This is a genomic window from Microbacterium sp. NPDC076768, from assembly GCF_040687205.1.
Classification (GTDB): domain Bacteria; phylum Actinomycetota; class Actinomycetes; order Actinomycetales; family Microbacteriaceae; genus Microbacterium.
In genome coordinates, this window is the sequence record NZ_JBFBMU010000002.1 from 1,197,881 (window position 1) to 1,211,428 (window position 13,548).

The 13,548-nt window shown below is 60.7% G+C and carries 10 protein-coding genes; 2 read left to right on the forward strand and 8 right to left on the reverse strand.

Annotated elements, in window-relative coordinates:
* Positions 1–3: 3 nt before the first annotated feature.
* From AB0O87_RS12145 to AB0O87_RS12170, 6 genes are all read right to left on the reverse strand, one after another.
* Complete coding sequence (locus AB0O87_RS12145) at positions 4–840, reverse strand: carbohydrate ABC transporter permease (protein WP_363516084.1); 837 nt, start codon at positions 838–840, stop codon at positions 4–6.
* Positions 833–1,774 (reverse strand): sugar ABC transporter permease, encoded by a 942-nt coding sequence (locus AB0O87_RS12150; RefSeq protein WP_363516087.1) that lies wholly within the window; start codon positions 1,772–1,774, stop codon positions 833–835. The genes AB0O87_RS12145 and AB0O87_RS12150 overlap by 8 nt, the downstream gene beginning before the upstream one ends.
* Positions 1,774–3,039: a sugar ABC transporter substrate-binding protein gene (locus AB0O87_RS12155; protein ID WP_363516090.1), complete on the reverse strand. Its 1,266-nt coding sequence runs from the start codon at positions 3,037–3,039 to the stop codon at positions 1,774–1,776. The genes AB0O87_RS12150 and AB0O87_RS12155 overlap by 1 nt, the downstream gene beginning before the upstream one ends.
* A 64-nt stretch (positions 3,040–3,103) precedes the next feature.
* Entirely contained in the window at positions 3,104–4,333 is a 1,230-nt protein-coding gene (locus AB0O87_RS12160; RefSeq protein WP_363516093.1) for a Gfo/Idh/MocA family oxidoreductase, read from the reverse strand.
* A complete protein-coding gene (locus tag AB0O87_RS12165) occupies positions 4,327–5,520 on the reverse strand; it encodes an ROK family transcriptional regulator (RefSeq protein ID WP_363516096.1) in 1,194 nt (397 codons plus the stop codon). The genes AB0O87_RS12160 and AB0O87_RS12165 overlap by 7 nt, the downstream gene beginning before the upstream one ends.
* Positions 5,521–5,738: 218 nt before the next feature.
* Positions 5,739–6,332 carry an XRE family transcriptional regulator gene (locus AB0O87_RS12170; RefSeq protein ID WP_363516099.1) on the reverse strand — a complete coding sequence of 198 codons (594 nt, stop codon included), beginning with the start codon at positions 6,330–6,332 and terminating at the stop codon, positions 5,739–5,741.
* Positions 6,333–6,451: 119 nt separating this feature from the next.
* Between AB0O87_RS12170 and AB0O87_RS12175 the strand changes: the two genes are divergently transcribed.
* Positions 6,452–7,108, forward strand: a complete 657-nt coding sequence (locus AB0O87_RS12175; RefSeq protein WP_363516102.1) for a class I SAM-dependent methyltransferase — start codon at positions 6,452–6,454, stop codon at positions 7,106–7,108.
* A 646-nt stretch (positions 7,109–7,754) separates the two neighbouring features.
* Here the strand turns inward: AB0O87_RS12175 and AB0O87_RS12180 are convergent.
* On the reverse strand, positions 7,755–10,289 hold the full coding sequence (locus AB0O87_RS12180) for a helicase C-terminal domain-containing protein (protein WP_363516105.1): 2,535 nt from the start codon (positions 10,287–10,289) through the stop codon (positions 7,755–7,757).
* 226 nt (positions 10,290–10,515) lie between these two features.
* A complete protein-coding gene (locus AB0O87_RS12185; RefSeq protein ID WP_363516108.1) occupies positions 10,516–11,856 on the reverse strand; it encodes a hypothetical protein in 1,341 nt (446 codons plus the stop codon).
* A gap of 461 nt (positions 11,857–12,317) precedes the next feature.
* Between AB0O87_RS12185 and AB0O87_RS12190 the strand changes: the two genes are divergently transcribed.
* Positions 12,318–13,349 (forward strand): hypothetical protein, encoded by a 1,032-nt coding sequence (locus tag AB0O87_RS12190; protein WP_363516111.1) that lies wholly within the window; start codon positions 12,318–12,320, stop codon positions 13,347–13,349.
* Positions 13,350–13,548: the final 199 nt, after the last annotated feature.

Genomic DNA, 13,548 nt, shown 5'->3' on the forward strand with positions numbered 1-13,548 from the left:
GGCTCATTTCAGTCCGGAGAACGCGATGCCGTCGATCACACGACGTTGCATGATGAGGAACAGAATGAGCACTGGTGCCATCGCCATCATCGACGCTGCGAGAAGCATCGGGTAGTCGGTAATAGTGCGGCCACTCGTGAGAGTCGCGATGCCCGCTGACAGCGGCATACTTTCGGCGCTCGTTGCAACGATCAGCGGCCAAAGAAGGTCGTTCCACGACCAGAGCACTGTGATGATGGCGAGCGCGGACAGGCCCGGCTTCGCGAGCGGCAACATGATCTTCCAAAAGATCTGGAACTGGTTCGCACCATCGAGCCGGGCAGCCTCTTCTAGTTCAACAGGCAAACTCATGAAGAACTGTCGCATCATGAATGTGCCGAAGGCGCTGAAGATACCGGGGGCAGCGATGCCGATAATGGTGTTCAGCCAGCCGAGGCCCTGGATGATTTGGTACTGCGGCAACAGGTAGACCTGCGGCGGCACCATCAAGATCGCGAGGATGAGCCCCAGCACCACGCCTTTGAACGGGAAGTACATGCGCGCAAACGCATATCCAGCCATCGAGCAGAGCAACAGCTGTCCGACTGTGCGGAGAACCGTAATGCCAACCGAGACTCCGAACTGGCTCAGGAACGGAACGCGATCAAACACATTGGCATAGTTCTCTGGTTTGAACTCGGATGGCCAGAACGACGGCGGAATCGAAATCACGTCGGCGTTCGTACCGAGAGACATGATGAGTTGCCAGACGAACGGGAACACCATCACAAGTGCGCCCACCGTCAGTACGACATACGCACCGGCATTGGAGTCGTGCACCACAGCGCGACGCTTAGACATAGGTGACCCATTTCTTCTGAAGCTGGAACTGCAGCACGGTGAAGATGCCTACGAGCAGCAAAATCACGACACCGATCGCCGCGGCGTAGCCGTTGTCACCCGTCTTGATGTTTGTGAAGAAGTAGTAGACGACCGACTGCGTCTTATCGATCGCAGGGTTTGTGGTGCCCATGAGCGCGTACAGAAGATCGAAAACTTGGAAACCAGTGATCACCGTCATCACCGAGACAAAGAAGATCGATGGTGTCAATAGCGGCACCGTGATGGTCGTGAATTGCGTCCATCGCTTAGCACCGTCGAGCGACGCCGCCTCGTAAAGCTCCGGTGGGATGCCCTTCATGCCTGCCGAAAGGATGATCAGGTTGAATCCGATCGAGATCCACACGCCCACAAGCGCGACGGCAACAAGCGCGACGCCCTCCGTAGACAACCAGCTCGGACCATCGATTCCGATGAGCGAGAGTGCGTAGTTCAAGATCCCAAAATCGCCGTTGTAGATGATGCGCCACACCATGGAGATGGCGGCGGGCATAGCCACATACGGCAGAAAGAATGCTGTACGAAACACATTGGCGAAGCGGAGGCCTGGCCGGTTCAGCAGGCTCGCAAAGTAGAGCGCGATGGGTATGCCGCAGAGCAGAATCGCGGTGTATCCGAGGGTGTTCAGGATCGCGCGCCCCATCGTGGCGTCAGTGATGAGCTCGGCGTAGTTTGCGAACCCCACCCACTCCGATCCGCCAAATGGTCCCCACTCCGTAAAGCTGAACCAGAAGTTACGAATGATCGGCCACAGGTAAAAGAGCGCGACTCCTGAAAACAGTGGCAAGACGAAGACGAGTGCCCAGCCGAGGTCGTTTCGCTCGCGGCTGGCCGGCGGGGCCGGCGTTGCAGTGTTACCTGCAACGCCGACCTCGCTGTTGGCTGTCGATGTCATTATTTTTCTTCAGCGAGAGATGCGTTCATCTTCTCCGCGAGTTCCTTAGCCACATCGGCGACAGGACGCTCACCCGAGAATGCGGCAGGAAGCAATTCGTTCTCCAGCTGATTCCACGCGGCAGTGTTCTTCGATACGGGGTACGGGAACGAGTAGTTCTCCGCCTCGTCTAAGAACACCTGCAGGTTGTACGGTGCCGACGCAATGAAGGCGTCCTGCGTGCCTTCGTAGGCAGGAAGCGCAGCGCCAGCCTCTGCTTGGATGACGGCTGCCCGGTCGGAGCCGAGGAAAGCTTGGAAGGCCAACGCGGCTGCCTTGTTCTCTGAAGACTTCGCGACGACGTTGGCGAGGCCGTGGATGACCGTGGCCTCCTGCTTACCCTTGGGGAGCGGAGCGACCTCGATATCGTCAACGATCGCCGACTCACGGAGCTCCGCGTTAGACCAGGTGCCCGACCAGAACATGGCCGACTTTCCGTTCACAAACCACACGTTCTGCGGAGTGTCCGACAGCTGCTGCAGAGTCGGAGCGGAGCCGTCAGCGATGAGGTCGGCGACAAGTTGCAAACCAGCAATGGACTCTGGACTGTCGTAGCCAGACGTCTTCCCATCGGCCGAGATGACCTCTCCGCCAGCCTGAAGGATGGTGTTGTAGTACACCTCCTGGCCGCCCGTGAGTCCATTCACTGTTCCGTACACGCCGTCAGCCTTGAGCGCATCGGAAATGGCATTGGCCTTTTCTTGGAACTCCTCCCACGTCCACCCCTCGGTGGGATACGCGACTCCGGCTTGGTCAAAGAGAGCCTTGTTGTAGTACACGGCGACCGTGTCGAAGTCTTTGGGCACGCCATACTGGGTGCCATCGAAGGAGTAGAGGTCGTTCAGCGCCTGCGGATAGTTCTCCGGGTCGATCGCGTCAGGTATCGGTTCGAATTTATCGTTCGAGGCATAGAGCTGGAAGTTCGGCCCATTCATCCAAAACACGTCGGGCAAGGTGTCAGATGAAGCCTGGGTTTGCAGCTTTCCGAAGTACTCGGAATAGGGAGTCACGTCTGACTTCACCGTGATGTTTGGATATTCCTTGTTGAACTCTTCGATGATTTTCTTCATCGCGGCCTCTTGAGTGGCATCCCAGTAGGCGTAGTTAATCTCTGCCTTCGTATCGGCGTTTGCGGTCGACGTCGACGAAGTGTCAGCAGTAGATGAACAGGCAGCAAGCAGGAGTGCTGAGGCGGCGATTCCAGCCAAGAGCGCTGTGCGGCGCATGGTATTCTCCTTCGGTTGAAACGGGCGACATTGCCCAAATTGCGGATATTTGTGGCGACTCGTGTCACCACCCGTCCATCGAGGTGTGCGCCTCGGTGGACGGGCTCCCGGCTCCGTCAAAATATGCGATCGTCTCTTCAGCGAGCGACGGTATTTCACGGGGTACCGATGAGTTTCTGAGCGAATCTGTCGCGGCGACGGCGGTCGCGACAGCGTTTCGGCCGGCGATAGGCGAAGTCTCCGTTGGCGTGTCATCGATGACGAAGCGGAGGAACTCGGTCACCGTGCGCAGGTCGGCATCATCATGGCCAAACTCGTCTCCGTTGATCGGAAACTCCAGATCCCCCTCTGGACGATAGATACGACGCTCGTTCCACACTCGTACTACTCCGCCGTCGGTATCACCAAAGTTCTCGAGTCGTCCCTTGGTGCCGATAACCGTGTAATTGCGCCAATAGTCCGGCGTGTAGTGGCACTGTTCGTATGAGGCGTAGACCCCGTTGTCGAGCCGCATCAACACCATCGACAGATCCTCAACGTCGATCACGGGGTTGAGTTCTCGCTGTTCCGTCGGAGGCCAGTTATCGAGGCTGAACCAGTCCGACATCGTGCGGTCTGAGTTATCGCGACGATCAGTGAGCGCGCCGTATAGCGTGTCTCCGCCCATCCCGACAACGCGCTTTGTGTATCCACCGGCGAGCCAGTGGATGATGTCGATGTCGTGCGCTCCCTTCTGAAGAAGGAGACCGTTTGAGCTCGCGCGCTCGGCGTGCCAGTCCTTGAAGTAGTAGTCGCCGCCGTTGCCCACGAAGTGCCGGCACCACACTGCTTTTACTTCGCCGATCTCGCCGCGCGCGATAATGTCGCGCATCGTCCGGACGACCGCCATATGCCGCATGTTGTGACCGACATAGAGCTTCGCTTCCGCCGTAATTGCGGCCTGAAGCACGGCGTCAGCATCGCTGGTGGTCGTAGCGAGAGGTTTCTCGAGGAAGACTGCGAGGCCAGCGGCCAGCAGCTCGATAGCGATCTCGGCGTGCGTGTGATCAGGGGTGAGCACAAAAGCAGCGTCGATCAGAATGTCGTCAGCGAGCATTTCCGCCGCGGAGGCAAAAGCAGGTAGTTCCTCCCCGAAACGCGCGCGGCCGCGCTGAATCGCTACCGGGTCAGGGTCGATGAGCGCAACGATCTCACCGAGGCCAGAAGCGGCGGCCTGCCGGGCAAGGTCAGACCGCGCTCCGCAACCGATAACGGCGAGTCGCACCAACGCATTGGACTCAGCGGAGTTCACCATTCGAAGTTCTCGCCATCAGCGTCGACCGCGTCGCCGCCGTCGAGTCGGCGAAGAAGCGGCATCGGTACGTCGTCTACGCCGTAGACACTTTCGGCGCAGAGGTCGAAAGCTCGCGACAGGGCTCCAAACGCGATTGAGTCGACGCCGAGCCTGGAAGCACGAACCATCGGCGCGAACGGCAGGGACGCGAGGTGAGCAACAGCCTCATTGAGAGGGTCGATGAGCTGGTCGCCAGCGCGAGACAACGGGCCGCCAATAACAATGAGATCAGGATCGATTGCCTGAGAGAGAACAATCACCGTATCGGCGACCCCCTCGACGAAGGTCTGTACTTCAGCCGTAGCATCTGCATCACCGTCAGCGGCACGTGCGAAAGCTTCACGCGCACTCGACGCCGAATGCCAAAGGATGTGTCCGCGTTCGTCCAACGGAACGCGGATGCTCGACTGCCCGAGTTCGCCAGCCGCATTGTGACTGCCACGACGCAGCTTGCCGTCGAGCACGAGCCCTGCGGAGATCTGGCTGCCGATGAGGAAGAAGATCATGTCGTCGACCAACCGGGCAGCCCCCAACCGCTGTTCAGCAAGCGCGGCCAGTTTCACGTCGTTGTCGAGGGTGACCGGGCATCCGAGAAGTGCGGCGAGCTTGCCGCCCACATCGACGCCTTCCCAGTCGGCGAATGTGTGTGAGACCCAGAGTCGACCGTCATCACGGACGAGACCGGATACCCCGATGTGTGCAAACAGCAGGCGACGCGGTGGAACATCGGCGAGACGAAGCGCTTCAGAAATGGCTGCGCGCACGGCCTCGATTCGTGCGCTCGCGTCTGCGGGCAGTTCTCCGCGTTGCTCGATCCTGGCAGAGACGGTTCCTGCGAGGTCCGCGAGGATCACGCGAATGCCGCCCAACCCGACATCGACGCCAGCGACATAGCCCGCGCTGCCCACAAAGCGAGCGACCCGCGCCGGGCGTCCTGCGCCACGGTGTCCATTGGACTCATTCGTTGCGACGAGGCCGTTGGCGGCGAGATCGGAGAGCGCAGCCTCTACCGTCGGCCGTGACAGGCCCGTCGCTTGCACGAGCTCTGCGACGGAGGCAGCCCCATGATCTCGGAGGCGCAGGGCGCAGCGTGCGGTGTTCGCCTTACGGAGCGCACTGACTCGGTGCTCGTGTGTGCCGGACTCCATGCTGCTCCTTCGGGGGCGACCAACACCGAGGGAATGCCGCGGTGCATTTGTATTTCGCAAGTAGGTTGCGTAATAGCTTGGGATTGATCTAAGCACAGCAGCGCGCGAGCGGTCAAGCATCAGAATTTCGGCGGACAGCACCGATCCGCAAGACCACGGGGGAATCGCAGTATGGTTACAAAATCGACGAGGAGAATGCTCACCTTCGCCAAGTCGCGCTAGTGGTCGTGGTCGAAGTCTGAAGCACGTATGTGCGCGCGTTGGCCTTGCCGGCCGACGAGGCTGAGGTATTCGGCCGGTCCGGCGCTGGTCGCTCCAAACCAGTGGGGTGTGCGGGTGTCGAACTCGACAGCCTCCCCTGCCTGCAGGAGCAGATCTTGGTCGCCGAGCACTACGCGAAGGGTTCCGTTAAGCACGTAGGCCCAGTCGAAGCCTTCGTGGGAGCGCAGGTCGGGGGTCGCATCGTCGTCGCCGGCAGGGAGCACGAACTTGTAAGCCTGAATGCCTCCGGGACGGCGAGTCAGCGGGATGATGATCGATCCGTCAGCGCATGACATGGGCCGGAGATCGATGCGAGGGTTTGCCGTGCGGGGGGCATCGACCAACGAGTCGAGGGTGACGCCGTAATAGCGAGCCAAGGGAAGCAGCTGTTCCAGCGTCGGCCGCCGCAACCCTGCCTCCAGCCGGGAGAGGGTACTCGTGGAGATCCCGGTTTCTTCCGCCAGCGTCGTGAGGGTGATGTCACGACGCAGTCGGAGATGTTTCAGGCGCGGCCCCACGGTGTCGAGGGTCTGATCGGCATGCTCACTCATGCTCCGATTTTGCCATTTGGCAAGAATGATTGCCACATGCGCCTGCGTGGGTGATCCTGAGACACACACCACGATGCAAGGAGAAGACAGAGCCATGGGCAGAGCGCTGCGGAGAGCCGATGACTGAGTTCGACAAGGGGTACTGGGAAAACCATTGGTTCACCCTCGAGGCTTCGATGCGAGGGCACCACCTCCCCGTCAACCCCTATCTGACAACCGAGACCGCAAATCTGCCTGCGGGAACTGCGCTCGACGCGGGTTGCGGGACGGGAACCGAAGCGCTCTGGCTCGCCGAACAGGGGTGGAGCGTAACGGCGGCCGACATCTCCGCGACCGCCCTAGCAACCGCGCAGACCCGTGCTGCCGCCACTGGTGTCGGCGACCGCATCAACTGGGTACAGACCGACATCTCCCAATGGGCACCGAAGCAGACGTGGGATCTTGTGGTCACCAACTACGCACACGCGCAGGGCGGGCAGCTCGCGTTCTACCGGCGCATCTCCTCCTGGGTGGCCCAGGGCGGGACCGTTCTCATCGTGGGACATCTGCACGGCAATCACGACGACGATCATGCAGGGCACGACCATCCAGCGCACGACCACCCAGAGGAAGCGACAGCGACATTGGAGGCGATCGTCAGGCTGTTCAGCCCCGCGGATTGGCGCGTCGAGGCCGGCTACGAGCACAACCGTACGGTGCACCCCGGCGAGTCTCCGGTGCAGCTGCGTGACGTGATCGTCCGCGCTCGCCGATCGGTATCAGGTACAGACCGGTAGTCGTCGTCGGATGCGCCGCTAACCGCCGTCCAAACGGACGATGAAACCAACGAAGCCCAGGTGAGAAAATTCTCACCTGGGCTTTTCTGTCGGGCTGACAGGATTTGAACCTGCGACCCCTTGACCCCCAGGCGTCCCAACTTCTCGATCCGGCGCCTCTTCCGCGTAATTTTGCGGCTCAGGTCATGCAGAGCACATCATGGCGTGCGTGGTTTCCATGATTCTGGTCCCCTTTTGGTCCCCTACGTCAACAGCATTAAACCTCGGTGATCGGCGTGATCTGCGGCGAGACCGACGTCCGAAGATCGATATACAGTTCCGGCGCTTCGGTAACAATCACCGCTCCAATCCAGTTTCGGGCGGTTCTTCTACCAACGCAGGCCCAGACAGGCGGCAACAGCTCCTTTGCTCGCAAGATCGACCGCTGGCTCTCTCCGAATATTGGCATGGAATGATCAGGTGCTGCGTCCTGCGTGTTCGAGATAGCGATGGCGAGAATCCCTTCGGCATGCAACCTCGGTCGGAGATTCCGAGCGTCGCAAGAGTTCTTCGCCGGTGTCGACGCTCAAACATCCGTCGCCGGTCCTTGCGCTATGGGCGGTATAGAACCGCACCTGGCGACAGCGGATTTCCAGGCCCTCTCACCTCACTCTTCTCGGGTCGGTCGAACGCTCGAGCGGAGCAACGCATTGCGCCCAAGCAACTGATGCGAGGCCAACAGCGCGCGCACGCGATCCTCGTTCTTCCACCCGCCGTTCATGGCGACTTCTCGTGAAAATGCTCTGACTCGATCCTTCAGCTGCTCGATGCCCTCAGGGGTGAGGATGCGAGTACCAGGCGCCGGTGTCCCATCGGCACGGTGAACTGAACTCGGATGCACCAGCACGGGAACGTTGTCATAACCGGAGCCGTAGTTCTCCGCGTGCCAGTTGACGTGCCCCGAAAGCTGATCGAGTTCAGTCTTGATGATGCGAAGATCCTGCCGCGCAACACCTGTCTTCAGTTCGATGACAAGTTGCAGATCCTCGCGAACCGACCACAATGCGTCAGGTCCGGTCTTGTAGATCTTGTCGGGGCGCTCCGACGGGAACCCAAGATGTCGCCCAAGCCGCTCGAACGCCTCCTCCGCCTCCGGTACGCGCGCCGGGTCAAACACCATTCCGCCTAGCATCGCCTGGATTCCGAGCTCCAGCTCCACACCTGTCGAATAGTGCGCCGCAAGGAAGTCCGAGGCAGCGCGCGCTTGCTCTGCGGCCGGCCGAGATCGCGTCACCGGCGGCACTGCAAGGGGCGTCATAACGTTCAGGTTCGCGATGCTCGCATGCCGAAGCGTCCCTTGGGCTCCGTCCCTATCTACGAAGTGCTGATAGCGCGCAGCCTCTTCCTCGTACCAGCCCGCTTCATAGGGGCTCGCGATACTCGTCAACGCATGCTTGATCTCGCTAGATGCCTCCGCCATTTGATTCGCCCTGGCAAGATCGAACCCCCGTCGACGCGCAGCGGCGATGTCCGAAACCTGCCCCGCGTGGTCGTACTCGATACCGGCGATCGCTTCGCTGCTCGCTGCAAGCCACCCAGGATCCCTCGACAGGAACAACGCCACTACTTCGCGGATCGACTCGAGCCCTTGATTTTTGATCTGGGCCGCGATGTCTGCACTGAGATCGATCTGCCTGCGGGTGGCCGGTGAATAGTGGCGCAAGTAAGCCGGAGCGCGGAGCGTCATCGCGAGATCCGCGCCAAGCACCAACACCGCGCAGTAGTCCTCGGCGTCTCGGATCCCACGCCCCATACCCTGCTCTATCTTTTGCACCTGACGCGCCGCGAAGGTATCGGTGCCTCGGAGCGCACTCGCTTCCCGGCTCTCACTTGGGCTTAGCGGAAAAGGCACACCATCAATCACAAGCAGACGACATGCATCACCCGGAAGATCCACGCCGTCGTACTTGTTTACGAGCACGACGAGTCCGAGGTGCTCACCGCTCTTCAGCTTCGCCACGACCTCATGAAGATCGTCAACATGACAGGTATGGTTCGCAAAGGGTTGCCATGCCGCTGCCCGCGCATCGGAAGGAACGAGCACGATCACGTTGATCGGTTCGCTCTCCGTTGTACCGTCGCTTGCCCAGTCTCCGTCAGAGATCTCCTTCACCATCTCGCGCACGACACCCTCGTCTGCCGAAGGGTTCAGCGCCAGCGGCGCCAGGATCAGCCGATCACCAAGATCAGCCGCGCGTTCGGGTGTTACGGGCGCCGCCACATCGGCAGCCCCGGCTCCAAGCTCAGTGACCAGCACCGAGTCATCTGCGAGCGTCGCGGTCAAGTAAATGCGCCGCTTAGCCTGCGCGAAGGCCGGAATTAGGTCGATCGGAGTGCAGAGCGGCTTGATCTCGAATTGTTCTGCCGTCACGGTGGCAGAACACAAGGAAAGCACCTGCGACAGCGCCGGCCACGCGAAATAGATCCACTTCTCGTCGTCATCGCTCGCGAACGGCTGCAGGATAGCGCGCACCCGCTCGACCCGAGAACTCCAGTCCCAGAACGGCACCGCCACAGGAGTTGAGGGAACGCCGCCGTCGATGGCCGTCCACCCGGACGGGCTCTGCTGCTCGAAGCTGTCTTGGAAGAGGCTAACCAAGGAGTTGTATGCCGGGTGCGATCGAGCGACGGTTACGGTGAACTGCCGCTCAGCGAGCGCGAGTGCCGCATGTGCGTCGTCAACGATGACAGTGCCGATTGAAGTGATCGATCGTCCGGTGCCAATGACGCCGAAACTGCTCCGCCCGTTGACGAGCTTCTGAAATGTGGTGACGAGTATCGCCTCACTCGAGACGAATCGCTCATCATACCGGTCGCCAGTGACCGCGATGCCGAGCCGTTCTGCTTCCTTCTTCGCCTGCGCGGCGAGGTAGGTGTCGGGCGTGAGGTAGATCGCGGGCCCGACACCATCATTGATGCTGGACTGGGCAATCAGGAGTCCGACAACGGTCTTACCACCGCCGGTGTTCTGCTTAATGACGACATCACGCGCGTCCTTCCTGCCAAACCACCCCTTCAGCACTTCGCCCTGTTCAAGACGAAGCCGCGGCCAGGGCTTCGTTGGGAGGGCTCGAAAGATGTCGCGTGGATCAATGAGAACCGGGCGACGGCTCCCGCCCACTCTCAAAAAGTCGATCGCCACAGTTACTCCTTATGCGCAGAGGAAGACGTTCTCCGCTCACCAATCGAACAAGCGGCTCGTCAGATCCATCATGTCAGTCGGACGACGACAACCCCGGCGACGGTATCTGGCAATTCGGCCGACAGCCGATTAGCGTCGATGCGGTCGGTAAGGATCATTCCTCGGCAGGAACGGCTTGCCAGGTCCCGCGGTCGTCAACGATGCGGATGCGATACGCATCGAAGCGTTACTTGATGTCCCAGAGTTCCGATCCTTCTCGATATCGACCCAGCAGCTCATCTGCCTGTCCAGTGAGGTGCACTGCAAGGAGCCGGACCACGAGCTCGTTCACGTCGCCGATGAGAAACGTCTCCGCGTGGTCAGGAAACGGGCCACGGTCGGCGTGCTTAACCGAGTTGTAGTTGCTTGCGATCGCTTTGGCGAGCCCCACTTGGCTGTGAATATCGTCGCCCCACCGAATGCCCAGAAATTCCAGGCAGCGGTAGACATAAGTGGACGTCGTAGGTCGAGTACGGTGGTGGGTGGGCTCTTCGCCCGGACGTTCGCCAAGTAGCTGTCCCGCCGCTTCAAGACTCATCGAGGTCGACATGACGACGTCCTCAGCAAAGCGATGCCGACGTCCGATGATCGCGACCGCCGGCAGAATGAACCGTTCCCAACCCTCGTAGTTCGACGCCCATGCGGCGAGCCCGTCTGCGCCGAGCTCTTCGAGTACGAGCAGGGGACGTCCGAGCTCCTTCTTCGACGGGATGGGCTGCGCACGTTCCCGAATGGTGCGGGCGCTGATGACCTCAGCGAACGGATGATCGAACACCTCGCCGCTCATGAGATGCACTGCGATAGCCTCATCGCGCACCCGATGCTCACGGAACGAGAGGGCCGTTCCGAAGAGGAACACCAAGAGATGCATGACCCTGCGTTGCTCGACGAGGTGGTCAGCGAAGACACGAGGGTCGTCCCATTCACTCTCCAGCACGACGTAGTCCTCAAGCTCGTGGACACGCTCGTACCCGTCTTCTCGCGCTGTAAACCGCCATGTCCCCCTTACTCGGAGCGTGGCGTCACCTTGGCGCCATTCGATCGACTCCGGGCTCTTGACCTGGATGGCGAGTGCGTTCGTTCGCTGCTCCTCGTCGCGGGTACTTTCCGATCTCACAGTTGTGATGCGTGACCACCGGTTGAGGCCGTCGGCGCTGCTTTGGCAAAGCTCGACGGTCAGTGGGTCAGCCAAGCGGTGATCTCGTGAGTGGAGCAATGTCTCAGTAGCTGTGAAGCGCCCGCTTCCGACTCGCGAACCGGTCGCGTCGGAGTGCCCGCTCCAGCGGCAGCCGTACACGAGGATGTTGCCTTCGCGAGTATGCACTAAGACGTTCTCGGGCGGCGTCATTCTACGAAACCACTGGTCAAAGCGCTCGAGCTGCGGCACCGCGAACCCCGGCATGTACGGCACCTCGACCTCAACGCCTGTCTCTGTCATCCGCAAGGTCGCGCCGACGTAGGGTGTCTCTTCGACCCCATCGACCAGCAGCACGGCCATGCTGTCTCCGAAGTTCAGTACAACCCTCATGTCGCCTCAATCTGTGGTTACGCGGGATCGCACACCGGGAATCTATGGCCAACGTATCGCGATGAGCGCATCCTGATTCTGGGCAACCTTCTCCTTAGCCACCGTCGAAAGCGCGGTGTTTCAGTTGCCCCCATTTGCGCTGCCGGGCTCGCTCGAGTGGTGCAGCACGCGGGCGTTGACGCGACCCTCGGAATCGCGCGGCTCACAGCCGCGGACACCCAGGCTTGTGCGCCAGCAGATTTTCGGATGGACGCCCACTCGGATACGCATCTCGAAGCCGAGGTTATTTCCGAGCCACGTCTGCGCGGGGTCGAGCGGGGCGATGCCGATTAATGAGTTGCGCACATGATCCAGCTTTTCGCTGTACCGGAAGACACGATCCAGATGGCAACTCGTGGATGGTGGAACCACCCGTTGAGTATCGATTTGCGTGACTGACCGCACTGGTAAACGATGAGGGCATGACTGCCCGGAAAGAACTCCGTAAGCCTGCTGCCGAGAAGCCCACGGGAGTTCCCGTCGCGACGATCTATCAGAACTCGGATCAGGTTGCTGGGGTGCTTCAACAGCTGTTTGGCCAGCCTCTCATCGTTGAAGAGACGCGCGACCACACGTCCACGGCGGGCGACGATGCTTCGGTATCATCGTCCGGTTGCGTGACGGGCGGGGGCGAAGCCAAGGTCCCTTTTCTGGGCGCGCTGAGCGTGAAGGCTACTGGCGATCTCGCCGCGGCGGGCAGCTGGACTTCCAGTACTGGTACGGCCGCCCGCCAGCAGTACGTCTACTCTCAGGCCTACTACCTCCACCTGGTGCGCCGTCACCTCGCCGAGGTCGGGCAACTGCATCAGCTGACATCAACGGAGGATGCAGCGTGGGTATCGCCTGGAGCGTTCGTTGAGTACACGACATCATTCGATCCCGTGGAACTCACTTTGGCTCTTGAGGTCATCAGCCCGGAGCTCGTTGACGCAATCGCGCAATGGTCAGTCCGCAAGGAGTACAAGGATTCTTTCCCGGAGACTGGCGGTATCGACGCCGTCCGCGCGCACGCGGAGAAGATGCGCGTCGACGCAGAAGGCAAGGGGGCCTTCGCTCGTGCGGTGGCGTCGGCTGTCCATGCGGATGCACGGCAGGGAAGCACTCGCGAGTACTACGGGCGCATCGCCCGCGACCCGGCGTTGACAGCGATCACCATCTGCGAACGGGAGCACTTCATCACAGGCGACCCGGATCGTCTCCTCGACGGGACCTTCACCGTGTTCGGCAAGGTCATATCTGAAATCGAAGAAGACGTTCCCACGTTCGCACGGAACAAGCTCCTGCGGAACTTCTCCGCAGACGCGTTCGACCAGCTGGTGGGTCAGCTCCGCTCGTCGCTCGCCGACGCGGATCCGATGCTTGGCCTCAATCCAGAAGAGTTCCTCGACCTCAAACTAGATTCCCGCGTGCGCGGGAAGTCGCTAAGGGTATTGCCGCTGGCGATCTTCAGCTAGCAGTGGCTCCGGGCTCCCCATAGGCCTTGTCAGACAAACGCGCGGCGTTCCTCGCCCACATCATTGGCACCACCGCAACGACGCACCCGTCCGACAGAACGCCACACAGAGATGATGGATTCGGCTCTGGTGCCGGCGTGACTCGAAATTACACGGACGCCGTTTGCGGTTGTCTTTTTGTGGATCTGTCCGTCGACGC